The 21,220-nt window shown below is 63.2% G+C and carries 21 protein-coding genes; 19 read left to right on the forward strand and 2 right to left on the reverse strand.

What is annotated here, in order from left to right; genetic code table 11:
- The first annotated feature begins 5 nt into the window (after nucleotides 1–5).
- Genes MNR02_RS22710 through MNR02_RS22725 form a run of 4 tightly spaced genes read left to right on the forward strand, consistent with a single transcriptional unit; the run spans nucleotide 6 to nucleotide 3,466 of the window.
- Nucleotides 6–248 carry an acetyl-CoA carboxylase gene (locus MNR02_RS22710; RefSeq protein ID WP_241604210.1) on the forward strand — a complete coding sequence of 81 codons (243 nt, stop codon included), beginning with the start codon at nucleotides 6–8 and terminating at the stop codon, nucleotides 246–248.
- The gene (locus MNR02_RS22715; RefSeq protein WP_241949718.1) at nucleotides 245–1,630 is read left to right on the forward strand and encodes an acetyl-CoA carboxylase biotin carboxylase subunit; all 1,386 of its coding nucleotides are present in this window, start codon (nucleotides 245–247) and stop codon (nucleotides 1,628–1,630) included. Before MNR02_RS22710 ends, MNR02_RS22715 begins: the two co-directional genes overlap by 4 nt.
- Nucleotides 1,630–2,505 carry an allophanate hydrolase subunit 1 gene (locus MNR02_RS22720; protein WP_241949719.1) on the forward strand — a complete coding sequence of 292 codons (876 nt, stop codon included), beginning with the start codon at nucleotides 1,630–1,632 and terminating at the stop codon, nucleotides 2,503–2,505. The genes MNR02_RS22715 and MNR02_RS22720 overlap by 1 nt, the downstream gene beginning before the upstream one ends.
- A complete protein-coding gene (locus tag MNR02_RS22725; protein ID WP_241949720.1) occupies nucleotides 2,495–3,466 on the forward strand; it encodes a biotin-dependent carboxyltransferase family protein in 972 nt (323 codons plus the stop codon). The genes MNR02_RS22720 and MNR02_RS22725 overlap by 11 nt, the downstream gene beginning before the upstream one ends.
- Nucleotides 3,467–3,526: 60 nt before the next feature.
- On the opposite strand, the gene MNR02_RS22730 is transcribed toward MNR02_RS22725, so the two are convergent.
- Complete coding sequence (locus MNR02_RS22730; RefSeq protein WP_241949721.1) at nucleotides 3,527–4,543, reverse strand: GntR family transcriptional regulator; 1,017 nt, start codon at nucleotides 4,541–4,543, stop codon at nucleotides 3,527–3,529.
- A gap of 514 nt (nucleotides 4,544–5,057) precedes the next feature.
- Here MNR02_RS22730 and MNR02_RS22735 point away from each other — a divergent pair.
- The 15 genes from MNR02_RS22735 to MNR02_RS22805 all read left to right on the forward strand — a co-directional run bounded on the left by MNR02_RS22735 (nucleotide 5,058) and on the right by MNR02_RS22805 (nucleotide 20,768).
- Nucleotides 5,058–6,131: an ABC transporter ATP-binding protein gene (locus MNR02_RS22735; RefSeq protein WP_241604199.1), complete on the forward strand. Its 1,074-nt coding sequence runs from the start codon at nucleotides 5,058–5,060 to the stop codon at nucleotides 6,129–6,131.
- A 45-nt stretch (nucleotides 6,132–6,176) separates the two neighbouring features.
- Nucleotides 6,177–7,082, forward strand: a complete 906-nt coding sequence (locus MNR02_RS22740) for an ABC transporter permease (RefSeq protein WP_241949722.1) — start codon at nucleotides 6,177–6,179, stop codon at nucleotides 7,080–7,082.
- Between the two features lie 2 nt (nucleotides 7,083–7,084).
- Nucleotides 7,085–7,930 (forward strand): ABC transporter permease, encoded by an 846-nt coding sequence (locus MNR02_RS22745; RefSeq protein WP_241604193.1) that lies wholly within the window; start codon nucleotides 7,085–7,087, stop codon nucleotides 7,928–7,930.
- The gene (locus MNR02_RS22750) at nucleotides 7,930–8,664 is read left to right on the forward strand and encodes an SDR family NAD(P)-dependent oxidoreductase (protein WP_241949723.1); all 735 of its coding nucleotides are present in this window, start codon (nucleotides 7,930–7,932) and stop codon (nucleotides 8,662–8,664) included. Before MNR02_RS22745 ends, MNR02_RS22750 begins: the two co-directional genes overlap by 1 nt.
- A gap of 14 nt (nucleotides 8,665–8,678) precedes the next feature.
- Nucleotides 8,679–9,446: an SDR family NAD(P)-dependent oxidoreductase gene (locus MNR02_RS22755; protein WP_241949724.1), complete on the forward strand. Its 768-nt coding sequence runs from the start codon at nucleotides 8,679–8,681 to the stop codon at nucleotides 9,444–9,446.
- Nucleotides 9,447–9,518: 72 nt separating this feature from the next.
- On the forward strand, nucleotides 9,519–10,751 hold the full coding sequence (locus MNR02_RS22760) for a PotD/PotF family extracellular solute-binding protein (protein WP_241604187.1): 1,233 nt from the start codon (nucleotides 9,519–9,521) through the stop codon (nucleotides 10,749–10,751).
- A 69-nt stretch (nucleotides 10,752–10,820) separates the two neighbouring features.
- A complete protein-coding gene (locus MNR02_RS22765; RefSeq protein ID WP_241949725.1) occupies nucleotides 10,821–11,915 on the forward strand; it encodes an ABC transporter ATP-binding protein in 1,095 nt (364 codons plus the stop codon).
- A 37-nt stretch (nucleotides 11,916–11,952) separates the two neighbouring features.
- Complete coding sequence (locus MNR02_RS22770; protein WP_241604183.1) at nucleotides 11,953–12,834, forward strand: polysaccharide deacetylase; 882 nt, start codon at nucleotides 11,953–11,955, stop codon at nucleotides 12,832–12,834.
- A 56-nt stretch (nucleotides 12,835–12,890) separates the two neighbouring features.
- The gene (locus MNR02_RS22775) at nucleotides 12,891–13,223 is read left to right on the forward strand and encodes a hypothetical protein (protein ID WP_241949726.1); all 333 of its coding nucleotides are present in this window, start codon (nucleotides 12,891–12,893) and stop codon (nucleotides 13,221–13,223) included.
- Complete coding sequence (locus tag MNR02_RS22780; protein ID WP_241949727.1) at nucleotides 13,216–14,283, forward strand: GTP-binding protein; 1,068 nt, start codon at nucleotides 13,216–13,218, stop codon at nucleotides 14,281–14,283. Before MNR02_RS22775 ends, MNR02_RS22780 begins: the two co-directional genes overlap by 8 nt.
- Nucleotides 14,284–14,291: 8 nt before the next feature.
- Nucleotides 14,292–15,524, forward strand: coding sequence for a PotD/PotF family extracellular solute-binding protein (locus MNR02_RS22785; RefSeq protein WP_241949728.1), 1,233 nt, complete (start codon nucleotides 14,292–14,294; stop codon nucleotides 15,522–15,524).
- Entirely contained in the window at nucleotides 15,521–16,882 is a 1,362-nt protein-coding gene (locus MNR02_RS22790; protein WP_241949729.1) for an amidase, read from the forward strand. Before MNR02_RS22785 ends, MNR02_RS22790 begins: the two co-directional genes overlap by 4 nt.
- 255 nt (nucleotides 16,883–17,137) lie before the next feature.
- A complete protein-coding gene (locus MNR02_RS22795) occupies nucleotides 17,138–19,306 on the forward strand; it encodes an ATP-binding protein (protein WP_241949730.1) in 2,169 nt (722 codons plus the stop codon).
- A gap of 3 nt (nucleotides 19,307–19,309) precedes the next feature.
- Nucleotides 19,310–19,768, forward strand: a complete 459-nt coding sequence (locus MNR02_RS22800; protein ID WP_241604162.1) for a response regulator — start codon at nucleotides 19,310–19,312, stop codon at nucleotides 19,766–19,768.
- Nucleotides 19,769–19,778: 10 nt separating this feature from the next.
- The gene (locus tag MNR02_RS22805) at nucleotides 19,779–20,768 is read left to right on the forward strand and encodes a sensor histidine kinase (RefSeq protein WP_241949731.1); all 990 of its coding nucleotides are present in this window, start codon (nucleotides 19,779–19,781) and stop codon (nucleotides 20,766–20,768) included.
- On the opposite strand, the gene MNR02_RS22810 is transcribed toward MNR02_RS22805, so the two are convergent.
- Complete coding sequence (locus MNR02_RS22810) at nucleotides 20,765–21,136, reverse strand: response regulator (protein ID WP_241604156.1); 372 nt, start codon at nucleotides 21,134–21,136, stop codon at nucleotides 20,765–20,767. The two genes, MNR02_RS22805 and MNR02_RS22810, sit on opposite strands and share 4 nt — an antisense overlap.
- Nucleotides 21,137–21,220: the final 84 nt, after the last annotated feature.

Below are 21,220 nucleotides of genomic sequence, written 5' to 3' on the forward strand. Positions count from 1 at the left end.
GAGACATGAGCAAGATCGAGATCAGATCGCCCCTGCCGGGCACCTTCTACCGCGCGTCGTCGCCGGATGTGCCGCCTTTCAAGGCTGACGGCGATAGCGTGGCGTCAAGCGACGCAATCGGCCTGATCGAGGTCATGAAGACCTTCCAGGAGGTGCCCGCCGGCGTCGATGGCAAGAACATCACCTTCCTCGTCGAGAACGAGGAGCCTGTCATGGCCGGTCAGGTCATCGCCGAGGTGGAGGCATGACCATCCGCTCGATCCTCGTTGCCAACCGCGGCGAGATCGCGGTGCGCATCATCAAGGCGGCGAAGGCGCTCGGCATCCGCACCGTGCAGGTCCACAGTGCAGCCGATGCCGACATGCTCGCGGTGAAGCTCGCCGACGAAGCGATCGATATCGGATCGCCGGCGCCGAAGAAATCCTACCTGAACATCGAGGCCGTGGTGAATGCGGCCAAGGCCGCAGGCGTGGATGCCGTGCATCCGGGTTACGGCTTCCTGTCTGAAAACGCCGATTTTGCCGACGCCGTCGAAGCCGCGGGCCTCATCTTCATTGGCCCGAAGGGCGATGCGATCCGCCTGCTGGGCGACAAGGTCGCCGCCCGTGCGGTTGCGGCTAAGGCCGGAGTTCCGACGGTTCCGGGCAGTGCCGGGCGCCTTGCCACGATCGAGGAAGCGCGGGGTGTGGCGGCGAAGACCGGCTTCCCGATCATGATCAAGGCGGCAGCCGGCGGCGGCGGTCGCGGTATCCGTATCGCCGCCGACCTGGCGGATCTCGAGCGGCATTTCCCACAGGCCTCCGCCGAGGCGCTCGCCGCCTTCGGCGATGGTGGGCTCTATCTCGAGAAAGTCATCACCAAGGCGCGGCATGTCGAGGTGCAGATCCTCGGCGACGGCCAGAACTTTATCCATTGCTTCGAACGGGAATGCTCGCTGCAGCGCCGCCGCCAGAAAGTCTGGGAAGAGGCGCCGTCCTTCCTTCTTCCGGCCGAAGTGCGCGCCAAGCTCTGCGACAGTGCCGTCGCCCTGGCGCGCGAGGTTGCCTATCGTGGCGCCGGAACCGTCGAATATCTCTATGACGAGACGACACGTGAATTCTACTTCATCGAGGTGAACACCCGCATTCAGGTCGAACATCCGGTGACGGAAATGATCACTGGCATCGATCTTGTCGCGGAAATGATCCGCGTCGCCGGCGGCGCGCCGCTTTCAATCCACCAGGCCGATGTCGAGGCGTTCGGCCATGCCATCGAATGCAGGATCAATGCCGAAGACCCGGCCAAAGGCTTCATGCCGGCGCCCGGTACGATTTCCCGCCTCGTCGTACCGCAGGGCGAGGGCATCCGGTTCGATACCATGCTTTACGAAGGTTACACGATCCCGCCGTTCTACGATTCACTCGTTGGCAAGCTCATCGTCTGGGCCGAGACGCGCGAAGCGTGCCTGGAGCGGCTGCGGCATGCGCTCAGCGGCCTCGTTATCGAAGGCATTCCCACCACGATTTCACTTCACCTGGCGCTTGCCGGCGATGCAAGCGTGGCGCGTGGCGACTTCGATACCCGCTTCCTTGAACGATGGCTTGAAACGGAATTCGCCGCAAAGACCGGCGCGACGGCGGAGGTTGCCTGATGACGACCAGATATTCATTCGGAGGCGACGAGCACCTGTTCGTCGAATGCAGCGAGGAAATGTCGCTTGAGGCCTTCTTCAAGAGCCTTTCCATGGCCAAAGGCGTGCGCGAAAGCGGCATCAAGGGCGTAACAGAAATATGCCCGGCAAACGCCTCGTTCCAGATCAAGTTCGACCCTGACATCATCCATCCGGACGATGTCCTGAAGGAGGTCAAGGCCATCGAGGGCGCGGCGGCCAAGGCCGAGCCCGTGCTGAAGACCCGCATCGTCGAAATCCCCGTCTTCTACAATGATCCCTGGACACATGAGACGCTGATGCGCTTTCGCGAGCGCCATCAGGACCCGACGGGAACGGACCTGGACTACGGCGCCCGCATCAACGGCTACGGCTCGGTGGACGATTTCGTCGGTGCCCATTCCGGCTCGCCGTGGTTCGTCTCCATGGTGGGTTTCGTCGCGGGCCTTCCCTTCATGTATCAGATGGTCGAGCGCCAGCGGCAGATACAGGTGCCGAAATACCTCAGGCCGCGCACGGATACGCCACGGCTCACTGTCGGCCATGGCGGCTGCTTCGGCTGCATCTATTCGGTGCGCGGTGCAGGCGGCTACCAGATGTTCGGCATCACGCCCATGCCGATCTTCGATCCGACCCAGACGACCAGCTACCTGCGCGATTTCATGGTGTTCTTCCGCCCCGGCGACATCGTGAAGTTCAAGCCGATCGATCGCGACGCCTATGACCAAGCGGTGGAAGATGTCGACAAGGGGCTGTTTGCCCCGCCAATCCGCGAGGTGACGTTCGATCTGCGCGAATACCAGAAGGATATCGACGGTACCAACGCCAAGCTGGAGGGTGTGCTCCATGGCCATTAAGGTTCTCCACCACGGTCTTGCGACCACCGTTCAGGATCTCGGTCGTCCCGGCTACTTTCACCTCGGCATTCCGGTCGGCGGTGCGATGGATCGTTACGCAATGCGCGCGGCGAACCTTCTCGTCGGCAATGACGAAGGCGCGGCAGGGCTCGAAGCCGTGTTCATCGGCCCGAAGCTTGAATTCACCGAGGATGCGCTTGTCGCCGTCACGGGCGCCGACATGCCGGCCAAGGTTGATGGCGTCGCCCAGCCAGGTTGGACCGCCTTCGAGGTCAAGGCCGGCCAGACGCTGACCTTCGATTTCCTGAAATCCGGTGCGCGCATCTGCATCGCCGTCTCGGGCGGCATCGATGTGCCTGAGGCGCTCGGAAGCCGCTCCACGTATCCGATCGGTGCGCTGGGCGGTTTCAACGGCCGTCCCCTGGCCGCTGGCGATGAACTGCCGGTCGGCAGCGGTAGTCTTGCAAGCGAGGGCAAGAGCGTTCCCGAAGCGATGCGCCGCAAGCCGGGCATGCCCGCGGAGCTGCGCGTTCTGCCCGGCCTCTACTGGCATCGCGTGACAGAGCAGTCGCAGGAGAACTTTTTCGCCGACGAATGGAAGGTCGCAAACGAGGCGGATCGCATGGGTTACCGTTTCAAGGGCGGCCGGAAACTCGATTTCGTCGAGCGCGAGCAGCCCTTCGGCGCCGGTTCGGACCCGTCGAACATCGTCGACAGCTGCTACCCCTATGGCTCGATCCAGGTCCCGGGCGGCACGGAGCCGATCATCCTGCATCGGGATGCCGTATCCGGCGGCGGCTATTTCATGGTGGGCACGGTCATCTCCGCCGACATGGACCTGATCGGCCAGCTCCAGCCGCACACGCCGACGCGCTTCGTCAAGGTGACGATGGAAGAGGCACTGGCCGCGCGCGGTGACCGCCGGGCAGCGCTGACCCGGTTGCGCGAAGCGCTGGCATAGGAGAGGACGATGCGCACCGCCGCTGCACCCGCTTCAAGACAGGGCCCGCCACAAGGCGGGTCAGTCGAGAACGGGCGTCAGATAGGCGGCCGTCACGCCCGGGCCGGGAATGATCGCCACGATCTTCATCTGCGCGATGGTGCGGTTGAGGGAGGCTTCCAGATGGGTCGCCATCATGGACACCGCCGATTCCGTCGCTCCGCGCAGCAGAAGTTCGGCAACCAATCGAAGTTCCGTGATGATCGCGGGATCGCCGGGCAGGCCGAGCCGGCGCAGCAGCCGGTCGGTCGCCGTCACCGGCAGCAGGTTGTTGCGCACGAGGTCCCTCAGCCGCTCGTTCGGTGCGGCAAGGACGCAGCATTCGATGAACTCGATCTGGATCGCCTCGCTGTTGCCAAGACCACCAGCGCTGTCTTCCGCAGCGCGCAGCCGCTTCAGAAGAGTCTCCAGCCGCGCCCGGTTCACTGCCGGCGCGCCGAGGCGTATGGCCGGCGGTTCCAGCATGGTGCGCAACACGAAATGATCCTTCACCGTCTGTGCGGTGAGGGGGCCGGCAATCCAGTGCGAACTCTGGTTCTTGCGCACGAGCCCGCGCTCGCGCAGGCGCGTCAGCACGTCGCGAACGACGGTGCGGCTGACATTGAAATGGTTGGCGAGTTCCATCTCGACGATGCGATAGCGGCCGAAGACCACGCAGCCGGCAACATCCGCCTCCACGGTATTGTAGATGCGCTCCCAGGACGAGCGGCTTTGCAGCGCCTCGTCTGCATGACGAGGCACGACGAGGCCGAGCGCCTTGATATCCGTGCGGATCGGCTCGACACCATCGCCGGGCGGTCCCACCAGGAAGCCGCGGCCGGCGAAGCGATGCACCAGCCCGTCGGCCTCCAGCGTCTGAAGCGCGCGCTGAACCGGCGCGCGCGACGTCTGCAGAATGTCGGCGATGGGACCTTCCAGCAGCACGAGGCCAGCCGGCAGCGTGCCGGCTTCGATGTTGCTGCGCAGCACCTCCTCGGCGATTTCGTACCGCTTCTGGCTGCCCGTGGCGGCCTGCTCTTCCTTCATGGATTCCGTCATCGCTGGATTTTCATAACGGGTGCACTGTGCCGCATTCTCCGTCGGAAGAAAAGGATGGCATAAATGATTATTGAATACAAAGTTTGAAATTAGGAAGATCCGCAGAGGCGCTGTCGTCCCAAGGTCTCGACTGTCGCGCCATCGCGGGTTTCTTCCTCCTGGCTTGCGAATATTGTGCGCAACGGGCGTGTTTCCGCCGTTGCGCGCAGGCGTGAGCGCTACGTAAACGATATGTCCGCTCGGCCGTTCTGTTGGTTTTCACGCATCAGCACGATGAAACGGAAAATTATAAAAAGTCTATTGAATACAAAAACCATTCATGGCATGGTTTTGAAATCAAGGTGCCCGTAAGAGGCACCGTAAGCGGAACGAAGTGAAATGTTCAGGAATATCGCTGCGCCACGTATCTGACGATGCGTGAACGATGGCTCTTGCTCCTTCGGATGCGTGTCGCATCCGGCGGCGTGCGGAGCTTTGCGCAGAGACATTCCTGGCTCAAACTGGTGGGAACAGAGTGTCATCCGTCCTCCAACTGAAGAATGTGCACAAGGCCTTTGCAGGCGTTCCGGCGCTCGCCGGCATCGATGCATCCCTTGCGAATGATACCTACGTCTCGTTGCTTGGCCCCAGCGGCTCCGGCAAGACGACGCTGCTGCGCGTCATCGCCGGCTTCGAGCAGCCGGACAGCGGTGAAATCCTGTTTTCCGGCCGGCGCATCGATGGCGTTCCGCCGCATGAACGCGGTATCGGCTTCGTCTTCCAGAACTTCGCGCTCTTCCCGCATCTGAGTGTTGCCGAAAACATCGCCTTCGGCCTGACCAACCGCGCCGTCGATCCGGTGACGGACGCGAAGGTCGTGGCCGGCCGTGTGCGCGATATCATCGGCCTCGTCGGGCTTTCAGGATTGGAAGACCGCGCCACCACCCAGATTTCCGGCGGCCAGAAGCAGCGCGTGGCGCTTGCCCGCACGCTCGTGACCGAACCGAGCATGGTTCTGCTCGACGAGCCGCTCGGTGCGCTCGATGCCAACCTGCGCATGCGCATGCGCGGCGAGCTTCGCACCATCCGAGAGCGCTGCGGTGTCACCTTTCTGCATGTCACCGGCTCGGAAACCGAGGCGCTTGCGATGGGCGACACGGTGCTGGTGCTCGACGCCGGACGTATCGCGCAGTCCACCGATGCCGACACGCTCTACAGCCGTCCGGCCTCGGCCGATGTCGCGCGCTTTCTCAATTGCTACAACATCTTCCCCGGTGCCGTTTCCGGCGATGCCTTCGCCAGCCCGGTTGGCGCGCTCGCGCTGGGCGGTGTGAAGCAGACGTCGGGCAATCCGGCATACGCCATCCGCTACGATCGCGTTGCGATCCGCCCCACGGACGCTGCGACAGCGGATGACGAGGTTCGCATCGAGGCGAGCTTCGTGGCCAGCGAATATTCCGGCGCCGCGATCAACTCCTTCTTCACGCTCGACGACGGCCGCGTCTTCGAGGTGGAAACCCATCTGAGCCATGCCGCGCCGGCAACCTATGAGGAGAAGGGCCGCTATGCCCTTGTGTGGAAGCGGGAGGACGCCCTTGTGTTCGTTTGAGACCGCCATCGCAGGTCCTGTCCCCACCCACCCGGAGAATGAGAGATGACGATGGCCGCCACCAGCCATGACACGCCCGTCGAAACGGCGGAGCGTCCCACCCGCAAACAACCCGACCGCACCTTTTGGCTGCTCGCCCCCGGTGCGCTCTGGATGTTGCTCTTCCTCGTCGCGCCCATTCTGATGATGGTCTACGTTTCCTTCTGGACGCAGACCACCTTCAAGATCGAGCCCACGCTGACGCTGAAGAGCTGGATCACCTTCTTCACGTCCGACACCTATCTCGGGGCGCTGTGGACCACGGTGCGCATCTGGCTCATCGTGCTCGTCTCCACGCTGCTCGTCGGCTATCCGGCGGCGCTGTTCGTCGGACTGTTCGTCAAGAACAAGACCCTGTCGACCGCGCTGCTCGTTCTGTGCGTCATTCCCTTCTGGACCTCCTTTCTCATCCGTGTGCTGGCCTGGCGGCCGATGCTCGGCAAGGAGGGCGCGATCAACATGATCCTCATGAAGATCGGCGTGATCACCCAGCCGATCGAGGTGCTCTTGTTCTCGGAGCTTTCCGTCATCATCGGTATGACGCAGATCTATTGCGTCTTCATGGTCGGTCCCATCGCCTTCATGCTGGGCCGCATCGATCCCTCGGTGATCGAGGCTGCGCAGGATCTCGGCGCCGGCTTCTGGCGCATCTTCCGCACCATCATCCTGCCGCTTTCCATGCCGGGCGTGGTGGTGGGCGCCATTTTCGTCTCCGTCATGGTGCTCGGTGAGTTCGCGACATCCGCCGCGCTTTCCGGCCGCAAGGTCAACCTGCTCGGCAACATCATCGTCACCCAGGTCGGGTCGCTGAAATGGGCCTTCGCCGCCGTCGCCGGCGTGGTGCTGACGATCCTGATGGGCGCCGTCGTCGCCGCCCTGCTGCGGGTCGTCGATCTCAGGAAGGAACTCTGATCATGAACGCTTCCGGCATCAAGTTCGGCCTCGGCGTCTATACCGCGCTGTTCATCGTCTTCCTGTACGGCCCGCTCGTGGTTCTTGCCATCCTGTCCTTCCAGACCGGACCGGAGGGCGGGCCGCAGTTCCCGATCATCGAATGGTCGACCTACTGGTACAAGCATCTCTTCGGCCTGACACCACCCTCGCGCATCGCGCCGCTGCCCATCGACCAGGCGCTGTTCCGTTCGCTGGCACTGGCCGTCATGACCATGATCGTCTCCACCGTGCTAGGCGTCACCGCCGCCCAGGCGTTCCGCAAGAAGTTCCGCGGCTCGGGCGTGATCTTCTATCTTATCGTGCTCGGCATGATGGTTCCGGGCGTGCTCGTCGGCCTCGGCATGGCGCTGGTCGCCAACACGCTCGGCATCGACCGTCACTGGTGGGGCACGGCCTTCGTGCTTCACGTCGTCTACACGTTCCCCTTTGCCTTCCTCGTCATGCTCGCAATCTTCAACCGCTTCGATCCGAGCGTGGAGGAGGCTGCGTGGTCGCTCGGCGTTCCCCCGGCCCGAACCTTCCGCAAAATCACCTTTCCGCTGATCTTCCCGGGCGTGCTTTCGGCAATGCTGTTCGCCTTCACGCTGTCCTATGACGAGTTCTCGCGCACGCTGTTCGCCTCAGGCCGCGACCTGACGCTGCCGCTCGCCATCTACGGCACGTTCTCTGTGGAAGTGCATCCGAACGTCTTCGCTTTCGGTGTTCTCACCACGCTGTTCTCCTTCGCGCTGCTCGGCACCTATGCCGTGCTGATGGGCCTGTCCGTGCGCCGCGCCAAGCGCATGGCCATCCAGGAGGAGGCGTGATGGCGGGTTCTGCTCTCGTCACCGGCGCGGGTTCCGGCATCGGCCGCGCCATCGCCCTGAAACTCGCCGCGGAAGGTTATGCGGTCACGGTCAACGACCTCTCTCGCGAACGCGCAGAGTCGGTCGCCGTCGAAATCCGCGGCTCCGGCGGCAAGGCCGTTGGCGTCGCAGGCGACGTGTCCAGCGAAGCGGATGCCGCCGATATCCATCATGCCGCGGTCGCCGCGCATGGCGCTGTCGCGCTGCTGGTCAACAATGCCGGCATCGCGCATCAGGCTCTGTTCGAACACCTCGAGGTGGCCGATTTCGATCGCATGTTCGCGGTCCATGTGCGCGGCACCTTCCTGATGACCAAGGCCGTGCTGCCCGCGATGCTGGCGGCCGGTGAAGGCGTCATCGTCAACGTCGCCTCGCAGCTCGGCCAGATCGGCGGCGTCGAGCTGGTGCACTATTCCGGCGCCAAGGCTGCGATCATCGGCATGACCAAGGCGCTTGCCCGCGAGGTTTCCGCCCGCGGGGTGCGCGTGAATGCCGTCGCGCCCGGGCCGATCAACACGCCGCTCGTCATGCAGCTTTCGCAGGAATGGCGCGATGCCAAACGCGCCGGCCTGCCGCTCGGTCGCTTCGGCGAGCCGGAAGAGGTGGCCCAGACCGTCGCCTTCCTCGCATCCCCCGCCGCCAGCCTTTTCGTCGGACAGACGCTCGGACCGAATTCCGGCGACGTGATGCTTTGATACCGGAGAAAACAATGCCTGCAGAAAACAAACGCATCGTCATCGTCACCGGCGCCGGTATCGGCATCGGCGCAGCCACCGCGAAAGCCTTCGGCGCGCTCGGCGATCACGTCGTCGTCACCGATATCCTGGAAAAGGAAGGCCGCGAGACCGTCGAGACGATTGTCGCTGCCGGTGGATCGGCGGAATTCCACAGCTACGATGTCAGATCCACCGCCGCGACGGATGCGCTGGTGTCCGATATCGAGGCGCGGCATGGCCGCATCGACGTGATCGTCGCCAACGCCGGCATTGCGCATCGCACGCCGCTTGCCGATCTCACCGATGAAAAGTGGGACCTGACCTTCGATATCGATCTGAAGGGCATCTTCCGGCTCGTCCGCGCGGCCGCACCCGGTATGCGGGCCAGCCGCTCCGGTGCGGTCATCGCGCTCTCCTCCATCATGGGTGTCGCCTATGGCTGGGATGAGCATGTGCACTATTCCGCCGCCAAATCGGGCGTCGTCGGCCTCGTGCGCGGTCTGGCGGTGGAAATGGCGCGCGACGGCGTGCGCGTGAACGGCATCGCGCCGGGCTACATCCGCACCGCCCAGCTTCTCTCCGAAGAGAATTCTCTCGGGCCGGCGGGTGCTGAGAAAGCGGCCGAATTCATACCGATGGGACGGCTGGGCACGGGCGAGGACATCGCCGATGTCGCCGCATTCCTCGCCTCCGACAATGCGAGATACATGACCGGCCAGGTGCTGGTCGTGGATGGTGGCCTGCTGGTGGGCCGGTACTAGCCGCCCCGAAAGGGCGGGGAACAGGGGCCGCAAAACGGCTCCGGGGAACGACAAACAAACTGGAGAAGAGATATGTTCAAGTCGGAAATAAATCGCCGCTCGCTCCTCAAGCGCTCGGCCGGGGTAATGGCGCTGGCAATGGGCGGCGGCACGCCGTTCCTGTCCTCGCGCATGGCCTTTGCACAGGCCGCCGACCTCGCCGGCCAGCAGCTGCGCACCATCGGCCTGTCGGTCACGGTGCAGGAGCGCATCCTCGAGGAGTTCAAGAAGGAATCGGGCGTCGGCGGCACCTCGGGTACGGCCGCGACCTTCCCGGACGCCCAGACAAAGATCCTTTCGGGTTCGAAGGATTATGACTGCTGGGAGATCATCGCCGAGCGTCTGCCGTCCATCGTCATGACCGACAATGTCGAGACGATCCCGGCTGCATCGCTGAAAAACTGGGCCAATATCCGCGACACCTTCACCACGGCCAGCGACAAGTGGGACCGTTCCGCGCAGATCGTCGGCCAGATCTGGGCTGACGAGGCGCAGACCGTGCTCAACATGGTCCCGGCCGTCTACAACTACGACTCCATCGGCTACAATCCGGATGTGGTTTCCGAGGAAGAGGCCAATACCTGGGCCTGCATTTTCGATCCGAAGTGGAAGGGCAAGTCGGGCCTGAACACCGATCCGCTGATTGCATTCGGTCAGGCGATCATGGCCATGAACTCGCTCGGCCTGTCCGACGTGAAGAACCCCGGCAATCCGACCACGGCGGAAATCGACGAGGCGGCCGCCTTCCTTATTTCCAAGAAGAAGGAAGGCCAGTTCCGCGCTCTCTGGGGTGATTTCGGTGAGCTCGTCAACCTCATGGCATCTGGCGAAATGGTTGTCTCCGACGCCTGGCAGCCGGCCGTCATGGCCGTCAAGGCGCAGGGCAAGCCGGCCAAGTATGCCGTTCCGAAGGAAGGCTATCGCGGCTGGGCCATCGGTCCGTCGATGATCGCGGGCACCACCAACCGGGACGCCGTCATCGCCTATGCCGACTACTGGCTGTCGGGCGAGCCGGGCATCACGGTTTCCGAGCAGGGCTACTACTCTCCGTCCACCAACATCAAGGATGTCATGGCGCCGGAGAAATATGCCTTCTGGTACGAGGGCAAGCCTTGGGTCGGCGCGGAAGAGCGCGGCATCAAGGAAGGCGACCTGCGCGACGGCGGCTCGCTGGAGGAGCGCTCCAAGAACGTCGCCTACTGGCACCAGTGGCCGGAAGAATACGACCACCTCATCCAGAAGTGGGACGAATTCCTCAACGCCTGATCCCAAGACGAGTGGACCGGGGCGCGCGTGGCCCCGGTCCACGGACCGACAATTCGCGAGATTTCCCTTATGATTTTCGACCTGGAACTCAAATCCGTCGGCAAGGTCTATGACAACGGAACGCCCGCCGTCATCGATTTCAACCTGTCCGTCACCAAGGGCGAGTTCATTGCCTTTCTCGGCCCCTCGGGCTGCGGCAAGACGACGACATTGCGCATGATCGCGGGCTTCGAAGGCATATCTTCCGGCGACATGCTGATCCGCGGCGAGCGCATGAACGATGTGCCGCCGCAGCGCCGCCCCACGTCGATGATCTTCCAGAACTATGCGCTCTTCCCGCACATGACCGTGCGCCAGAATGTCGGTTACGGGCTTGATGTGAAGGGCATGGCCAGGAGCGAGCGTGACGCCAAGGTGGATCGCATCCTCGCGACGCTCGGCCTCGAGGACATTGCAAGCCGCAAGCCCGACAAGCTGTCCGGCGGCCAAAGGCAGCGCATCGCGCTGGCGCGCGGCCTCGTCGTCGAGCCTGATATCCTGCTCCTGGACGAACCGCTCGGCGCGCTCGACGCGAACCTGCGCAAGGCCATCCAGAACGAGCTGAAGCTTTTGCAGAAGAGCCTCGGCGTCACCTTCATCTTCGTTACCCACGCCCAGTCGGAAGCACTGGCGCTGTCAGACCGCATCGTGGTGATGAACCAGGGTCGGGTCGAGCAGGTGAGCCCGCCGCATCAGCTCTACACCCGGCCGAACACCCCCTTCGTCGCCCAGTTCATCGGCCGCAACACCGTGCTTTCGGGCGAAGTGGCCGGAAACGAGGGTGAGGATGTGGTCGTGACGACGGGCATCGGCACGCTGTCCGGCCGCGCCAATGGCGCCGTTGCCCACAAGGGCCGCGTCAACCTCGTCGTGCCGGCGGAAGCGATCGAGGTCCATGTGGCGGACGAGGTGACGGCTCCGGGCGCCAAGAACCGCGTCGACGCCCGTATCGAGCGCTCCGAGGTTGTCGGTCATATCGCGCACCTGACGGCGCGCCTGGACGATGGACGATCCGTTTCACTGGAAGCCCATGTCGACAAGTACCGCCCGGGTACCTTCCCGGCAGGCACGCCCGTCTTTCTGAGCTGGAACCCCGCCGAAGCGACGGTCATTCCAGCCAATTGAACCTCCGAAAACACGTAGGGAACCAAGGAGATACCCAATGGCGAAAGAGATTTTTTGTAGTTTCGGCATCGACGTCGATGCCGTGGCCGGATGGCTCGGCTCCTATGGCGGCGAGGATTCGCCGGACGATATTTCGCGCGGCCTTTTCGCCGGCGAGGTCGGCAGCCCGCGGCTTCTGAAGCTGTTCGAACGCTTCGGCATCAAGACGACCTGGTTCATCCCGGGCCACTCCATCGAAACCTTCCCCGAGCAGATGCAGGCCGTCGCCGATGCCGGCCACGAGATCGGCATCCATGGCTATACCCATGAAAACCCGATCGCGATGACCCGCGAGCAGGAGACCGAAGTGCTCGATAAATGTATCGAGCTCGTCACCAAGCTGTCCGGCAAGCGTCCGACCGGCTATGTGGCGCCGTGGTGGGAGTTCTCCAACGTCACCAACGAACTGCTGCTCGAGCGCGGCATCAAGTACGATCACTCGCTGATGCACAACGACTTCACGCCCTATTATGTGCGTGTCGGCGACAGCTGGACGAAGATCGACTATTCCAAGAAGCCGTCCGACTGGATGGTGCCCTTGAAGCGCGGTCACGAAACCGACCTCATCGAAATCCCGGCCTCCTGGTATCTCGATGACCTGCCGCCGATGATGTTCATCAAGAAGTCGCCCAACAGCCACGGCTTCGTGAACCCGCACGATATCGAGCAGATGTGGCGCGACCAGTTCGACTGGGTGTATCGCGAGATGGATTATGCGGTCTTCCCGATCACCATCCACCCGGACGTCGCCGGCCGCCCGCAGGTGCTGATGATGCTGGAACGCCTTTATGCCCATATGATCAAGCATCCGGGCGTGAAGTTCGTGACCATGAACGAGATCGCGGACGATTTCGCCAAGCGCTTCCCGCGCAAGAAGTAAACATCGAGGGAGCGGGTTTGCCCGCTCCCTTGCCCGGCAGGGAAAGGAACGGCGTCATGTGTTCGCTGTGCGGCGTCATCGGCGGAAACGAACATTGGACGGATGCGGTCGCCCGGCCCGGCGTCTTCACGCGCAATGTCGAACGGCTCGACCGTCGCCGCGAGCGTGCGCGGCGCGTCTCGGCGGCAAACAGCGTGCTATCGGCCTTCGGCATGAGCCTTTCCGACTGGCAGGGCTCCGCATTCGTGCTGGCAACGCGCACCGGCAAGAGCGAGATGATCGAGGATCTCGGTCACCTCTGGCCGGCAGCGGAACGGCTCTCCGGGCGGTTATGCGATCCGCTCGACCCGCAGCTGATCGCGCGCATGGAAGAGACCGACCATGGCTGAGATGCCCGCATTCACGCCCGTCCACCTGCTTACCGGTTTTCTCGGCTCCGGCAAGACAACGCTGCTCAAGCGGCTGCTGGCCGATCCCGCGCTTGCCGATACCGCCGTGCTGATCAACGAATTTGGCGAGATCGGCCTCGACCACCATCTTGTCGAGCGCATCGACGATACGATGGTGCTGCTGCAATCAGGCTGCGTGTGCTGCACGGTGCGCGGCGAGCTTGCCGACGCTTTGCGCGATCTTCATTCCAAGCGCGACCGGGGTCTCGTACCCTCCTTCACGCGTGTGATCATCGAAAGCACCGGTCTGGCGGACCCTTTTCCGGTGCTTTCCACGCTGAAATCCGATCCCGTTCTGCGTCACCATTTCCGCGCCGGCACCGTCGTGACGACGGTGGATGCGGTTAACGGCCTGGCGCAGCTCGATACTTACGTGGAATCCACCCGGCAGGCGGCCATTGCGGACCGGATTGTCATCACAAAGGCCGATCTGTGCAAGGGTGACGCCGGCCTGACCCGGCTCCTCTCGCGACTGACGGAGTTCAACCCGGATGCCCGGCGCATCATTGCCGGCAGTAACAGTCCGGATGCCGATGCGCTTTTTGGCGACGATGCCGCCCAGCGCGCGACGAAGCTGCAGTCGCCGAGCGGTTTCTACTGCGATACGCCGACATTGCGGGTGACGGCCGAGGGTGTGGCGCTGCACACGGCGATCTCCTCCTTCGTGATCACCGTCGACAGGCCGATCGACTGGACCGGCTTCGGCATCTGGCTCACCATGCTGCTTAACCGCCACGGCGAGCGTGTTCTGCGGGTCAAGGGAATCCTCGACCTCGCCGGGGAAGACCGCCCGGTTGCCGTGCACGGCGTGCAGCATCTCGTGCACCCGCCGGTGCATCTCGATGCGTGGCCTTCTGGGGAGCGTATCTCGCGCCTCGTCTTTATTGTTGACGGTCTCGATGCGAACCTGTTGAAACGGTCGTTCAACGCCTTCGCGCTTGCCGGGAACAGCGATGCCCGTCCACAGCCAGAGGCCGCAGCGCAGATCCGGAACGCCTAGAGCCCTTCATGAACAAGCATTCCCCGAAAGCGGTTCCAGCAGCCCCGGCCGTCCACACCGCAGGGCGCCCGAAGCTGCGCGTGCTGGGAACCGCCATCTCCCTTCTCGAGGAATTGCGCGTGAAGGCGGAGGCCGATCTCGGCATCGACATCTGCTTCGACAACAACGATTTCATCGTGACCCAGCACAAGGCCGCGCAGGAGCCGGACAGTTACGACATCTACGATCAGTGCTTCCACAATCTTGATATCGTCTGGTACTGGCGGGCCATCCAGCCTATCGAGACCGCGCGCATCACGCTCTGGGGCGAGATCAACGATCTGACGAAGACAGGGCAGATCGGCCCAAGCGCCCGCATGGGCCTGGGCGATGTGCCGGCGCGCAAGCTCTATGTGCAGCCAAGCCTTGCGCTCGGCGATGCGCCGACCGGACGCATTTCCATGCTGCCGACGACCCACAATTTCGACAGTTTCGCCTATCGCAGCGATGCGGTCGAGCACCGGCCGGCGATGGCGAGCTGGGCGGCTCTTCTGGACGAGCGCTGGAGCGGCCGCGCGGCGCTGGTCGACGAGCCGGCCATCGGCATCTTCGATGCGGCGCTCGCAGCCCAGGCCGCCGGCCTCATGACCTTCGGCGATATCGGCAACATGACAATCGCGGAGATCGATCAGCTGGTGGATATCCTGGAGGCGCGCCGCAAGGCGGGCTTCTTCCGCAGTTTCTGGCGCACTGCGGAGGATGCGGCGCGGCTGATGATCGACGGTGACACCGATATCCAGAGCATGTGGTCGACGGGCATCGGCATTCTCAACAGCCAGGGCCTGCCCGTCGAGCAGGCCGCGCCGGCGGAGGGATACCGGGCCTGGCATGGCGGTCTGTGCCTGTCGCGGCATCTGTCAGGCCGCATGCTGGACGTCGCCTACGAGTATCTCAACTGGTGGATTTCCGGCTGGCCGGGCGCGGTGGTGGCGCGCCAGGGCTATTATATCTCGACGCCGGAGCGGTCACGCGGCTACATGACGTCAGCGGAATGGGACTACTGGTACGAAGGGCTTCCCGCGCGCGAAGACCTTCCCGGCCCGGATGGAACCATCCGCATCAGGCGCGGCGCCTTGCGCAGCGGCGGTTCCTACTGGCAGCGTGCCAACAGCATTGCCGTCTGGAACACCACGATGGATGAACACAACTACCTCGTCCGACGCTGGATGCAGCTGGTCGGCCGCGCAGACAAGGATATTTGAGCATGACGCCCCGCTCGATCGCCCAGCTTTCCGTGCTTCTCCAGTCGGGTGCGCTCGACCCGGTCGATCTCGTCGAGGAAACGCTCGCCGCCATTGCCGGACACGCGGACCAGACCATCTTTACCACCGTGCTGGCGCAGCGCGCGCGGTCGGAGGCGTCGGCCTCCCGCAAGCGGCTGGCGGAAGGCCGGTCGCGCGGCGTCCTCGAAGGCATCCCTCTCGCCTGGAAGGATCTCTTCGATATCGAGGGTCTGCCGACCACCGCAGGTTCCCGCGTCCTGAAGGACAACGCGCCTGCTAGGCAGGACGCGGCCGTGGTGCGTGCGCTCGCCGGTGCCGGCATGGTGAGCGTCGGTCGGGTCAACATGAGCGAGTTCGCCTTTTCAGGCCTCGGCATCAATCCGAGTTTCGGCACGCCGCGCAATCCGGCCTCGCCGCAGGGCGAGCACCGTATCCCGGGCGGTTCCTCGTCCGGCTCGGGCGTTGCGGTGGCGGCCGGCCTCGTACCCGTCTCCATCGGCACGGATACGGGTGGGTCCGTGCGCATTCCCGCCGCCTTCAACGGCGTTGTCGGCTACAAGGCGACACGCGGCCGCTATTCGATGGACGGGGTCTTCCCGTTGGCAAAGAGCCTGGATTCGCTGGGGCCACTCTGCCATACCGTACAGGATGCGGTCTGGATCGATGCGGCGATGCGCGGTGCCCCGGCTGCGGGCCTTACGAGGCGCGTCGAAGCTTCCGGCCTCTCCTTCGTCGTCCCCGAGACCGTGGTTTTCGACGGGGCGGAACCCGAAGTCGTTGCCGCCTTCGAGGCCGCTGTCGAACGGCTGGCGAGAGCAGGAGCCCGCATCCGCCGTGAGGCCTTCCCGGAATTCTCCGCGATCTTCGATCTGATGGCCAAACACGGCGCGCTGGTGACAGCCGAAGCTTTCGTGCTCCATCGCGAGCGCATCACAGGCGCGACGGCGGCTGAAATGGACCCGCGCGTCGTCAAGCGCACGCTGCTGGGCGAAAAAATCTCTCTTTCCGACTATATCGCGACGCTTGAAGCGCGCGAAAGGCTGATGGCGTCCTTCGCGGCTCGCCTCGGTCCCGGCGAATTCCTTATCAGCCCGACGCTTCCGCATGTCGCGCCGCCCGCTCAGCCCCTGCTCGACGATGAAGACCTGTTCTTCGCCACGAATGCCAAGACATTGCGCAACACCCTGATCGGCAATTTCCTCGACTTCTGCGGCGTTTCCCTGCCTTGTGGCACGGGCGCCGCCGGTATGCCGGTTGGTCTTCTGGTGTCCGGGCCGAAGGACAGCGATGACGCTCTTCTGGCCGTGGCGGGCGCGGTGGAAGGTCTGCTCGGCTGAGAATAAACCCGTCGTTTCGGGTAAAGCCTGTTGATTCAGCAGGTTCGCGCAATCGGTTGTAAAAATCCACGATCGGGCCTTTCCCTTACGTGAGGGATGTGCCCTTTTGACCTTTCCAAACACACTTTGAGCCTTACATTGTGCAATGGACGGCCATCGCGCCGTCAAGGGCTTGAATGCCGACCCGTTGCGACGGTCCGGCTGTGATGTGAGGCGCATCTGGGTGTTGTTTGCGTTTTGCCAAAGGAGGATTTGATGCACGCAAACGATGTTGACCTCGACAGTTGCGCGCGCGAACCCATCCATGTTCCCGGATCCGTCCAGCCGCATGGCGCGTTGCTGGTGCTCGATCCCGGTGATTTCCGCATTCTGCAGGTGTCCGCGAACGTTGCCGATATAGCCGGTGCCGACGCGCGCACCATTGCCACGGCGCTTTCGCCTCAGCTTGCGGCTTGGAAAGCGTCGGGCGCCGCGCCCGCGCGTCTCGTCGCGGAAGGTTACGCGCTCGATGTCGCCGTCCATCGTCATGACGGCCGCGTCATCGTGGAGCTGGAGCGGGCCGCATCGGAAACGATAGACGACCCGCTTGCGCGATTGACGGCCTTTGCGCAGCAGATGGCCGGCAACATCGAACTGGAGGATGCGCTTTCGGCGGCTGCCCGCCTGATCGTCCGGCTCTCGAATTTCGACCGCGCGCTCGTCTACCGGTTCGATCCGGACTGGAACGGCCACGTCGTGGCGGAAGCGGGGAATGGTGCGCTTCCGTCCTATCTCGATCTTCGGTTCCCGGCCGGCGACATTCCCGCCCAGGCGCGTGACCTCTATCGACTCAATCCCCTTCGCCTCATCCCGAATGCCGACTACCGGCCCGTGCCGTTGCTTGCGCAGGACGAGGAGGAGGGCCGGGCGCCCGTCGACATGACGTTTACCCAGATCCGCAGCGTGTCGCCCGTCCATCTCGAATACATGCGCAACATGGGCACGCTGTCGTCCATGTCCATATCGATCCTGATCGACGGCCGCCTGTGGGGCCTTGTGGCCTGTCACAGCAGCAAGCCGCATATCGTTCCGGTGCGGGTGCGCGACGCCTGCAACTTCATCGTCCAAAGCCTCGCCATGCAGATCGGTGCTTCCTCGCGCGCGCAAACGGCAGCCATCGGCATGGAGCTCGGGCGTCTGCATGCGAAGCTCCTCGCGTCAATGGCCGATGCCGATCGCTGGGATGAAGGCCTGGCGAATGCACCCGATACCCTGCTTGCCCTGACGCGCGCATCCGGCGCAGCGATCCTCTCGCAGAACGGTTTCTCGCGGGTGGGGGATGTGCCGGATGAAGATGCCGTGCGCCGGCTGACGCAATGGCTGTCCGAAAATGGCCTCGCGACCGATATCTATGCGACGGACTGCCTTGCCGCGGCCGGTTTCGACGACGGTAGCGTGGCGGAAACGGCCTGCGGCATTATCGCCTGTCGCATCTCCGAAAGCGATGACAACTGGCTTGTCTGGTTCCGCCCGGAAGTCATCAGGACGGTCACCTGGGGCGGGGATCCGCACAAGGTGGTGCAGGAGAGCGGCAGAATCCATCCGCGGAAATCCTTCGAGGCGTGGCGGGAAAGCGTGCGCGAAAGAAGTGCGCCCTGGCACGAGGCGGAAATCGGAGCGGCCCATGATCTTCGGGCCTCCATTGTCGAGATCGTGCTGAAAAAGGCCGAGCAACTGGCGCGCCTTGCCGCCGATCTGCAGAAATCCAACAAGGAGCTGGAGGCGTTCTCCTATTCGATCTCCCATGATCTTCGCGCGCCTTTCCGTCATATCGTTGGCTTCTCACAGCTCTTGACCGAGCGCGAAAAAAATCTCGACGAACGCTCGCGCCATTATCTCCAGATGATATCGGACTCGGCGTTGGCCGCCGGGGAACTGGTCGACGACCTCCTGACGTTCTCCCATCTCGGACGGGCGACACTGGCGAGCGGCAAGGTCGATATGAACAAGCTTGTCGAGGAGGTGCGGCTCGGCCTTGCCGAAGAGACCAGGGACCGCACCATCGAATGGCGGATCGGTGATCTGCCGATGGCGCGGGGCGACGGCGCTCTGCTGCGTCAGGTATGGCACAACATGATCGAAAATGCCGTGAAATACACACGTCCCCGCGAGGTCGCGCGGATCGATATCTCGGGCGAGCATGTCCAAGGCGGCCTGCTTTACCGGGTGAGGGACAATGGCGTCGGTTTCGACATGGCCTATCAGGCAAAGCTCTTCGGTGTATTTCAGCGCCTTCAGCGCAGCGAGGATTTCGAGGGAACCGGTATAGGGCTTGCGCTTATCAAACGCATCGTGGAAAGGCATGGCGGCAGCGTGGATGCCACTGGCGCGGTTGATGGCGGTGCCTGCTTCACTTTTTTCCTACCCGTTCTAACTGAGGAATGATCCGTGTCCGACCTGAGGCCCATCTTGCTGGTTGAAGACAATCCCCGAGATCTGGAATTGACATTGACGGCACTGGAGAAGTGTCAGATCGCCAACGATGTCATCGTTGCACGCGACGGTGCCGAGGCGCTGGATTTCCTGAACCTCGAAGGCGCATTTGCCACGCGCGAACCGGGTGATCCGGCCGTCGTGCTGCTGGACCTGAAACTGCCGAAGGTCGATGGACTGGAGGTGCTCGCCAAGGTGAAGGGCGACACGAACCTGCGCCATATTCCCATCGTCATGTTGACATCCTCCCGCGAGGAGCAGGATCTCGTCAACAGTTACGAACTCGGGGTCAACGCCTTCGTTGTGAAGCCGGTCGAGTTCAGCCAGTTTTTCAAGGCGATCCAGGACCTTGGCGTGTTCTGGGCGCTGCTCAACGAGCCGCCGCCTAAGTCCCGGCAGCGTGGCGGGAGCTGATATGGATTGCATGCCCAAGATTCTTCTTCTCGAAGACAGTGCCGTCGATGCCGAACTGATCGAAGCCCAGCTGGAAAGCCTGGAAGGGACCGTGACGTTGACCCGGGTCGCCACCCGGGCGGCGTACGAGGCTGCACTGGCGCGCGAGAGCTTCGATATCATCCTCTCCGATTTCTCCCTGCCGGACTTTGACGGCATGGCCGCCTTGGATGTGGCGCTGTCTACGGCGCCGGATGCGCCGTTCATCTTCGTTTCCGGGGTGCTGGGCGAAGAGGCTGCGATTGCGGCCTTCCGCAAGGGGGCGACCGACTATGTCCTCAAGCAGCGGCTGGTGCGTCTGCCGGCCGCCGTCACCCGTGCGCTGAACGAGGCGCGCGAAAGGGCCACGCGCAAGCGGATCGAACAGCAGAAGGATCTGCTGGTCCGTGAGCTCAGTCACCGCGTCAAGAACAACCTCGCCGTCGTTCTGTCACTGATCCGCCGCACCGGCCGCAACTGCGCGACCGTTGCCGAATTCGAGGCGAAGCTCGTCGCCCGTGTTCGTGCCATGGCGGATGCACATGAGCTTCTCTTCGAAGGCAACTGGGACGAGACCGAGCTTTTGAACGTCTTCCGCAGGGCGGTGCGCCCGTACAACGCCGATCTGTCACGCTTCGATTTCGGCCGTCACGATCTCGTTAGCCTCGACCCGAAGGCCGCGCTTTCGATCGGCATGGTGATAAACGAGCTTGTCACCAACGCCGCCAAATACGGGGCGCTGGCAAATGACCAGGGGCGTATCGCGATCGAATGGTTCATCCAGGAGGATGCCGCTTCAGCGGTGCTGCATTTCACATGGTCGGAAAACGGCGGACCGGCCGTTGCCCTGCCGGATGGGGAGGGCTTCGGCACGCAGCTGATCAAGACCAATATCGAATATGAGCTCGAGGGTCAGGTCAGGCTCGACTATAACGCCGAGGGCTTTGCAGCGGAGATCCGCATTCCGCTTCCGGTGGCCTAGGACGCCTTGTCGATCTGTTCCAGCAGGCGGCGCTGCAGGAGGCCGAGATCGCAGGGCTTGGGGAGGAGCACGACATTGCTGAGATCGGCCTGCGTTTCAGGCAGCTCTGCATAGCCGGAGCACACGACGAGCGGCGTGCCGGCCTTATCGAGCCGTTCGATGACGGGATAGGAATAGACCCCGCGCAGGTTGAGATCGAGCACCGCGGCGTCGATCCCTTCAGAAACCGCGCGCATTGCCTGCTCTACGCTGGAAACAGGACCGATCACCCTCGCGCCGAGGTCGGTGAAGAAATCCTCCAGATCGAGAGCCAGGAGAGGATCGTCCTCCAGAATGAGGACGCGCTTGTTTTCAAATCCGTTGTTCACTTGATATTCCGATATTTCCTGTTAGCGAGCGCCCGCTGTAACTAGAGCCTTGGCGAGCTTGTTCAATATCGCCAGCGAAGTTGT

Origin of the sequence: Shinella sp. H4-D48 (assembly GCF_022637395.1) — a bacterium.
GTDB classification, from domain to species: domain Bacteria; phylum Pseudomonadota; class Alphaproteobacteria; order Rhizobiales; family Rhizobiaceae; genus Shinella; species Shinella sedimenti.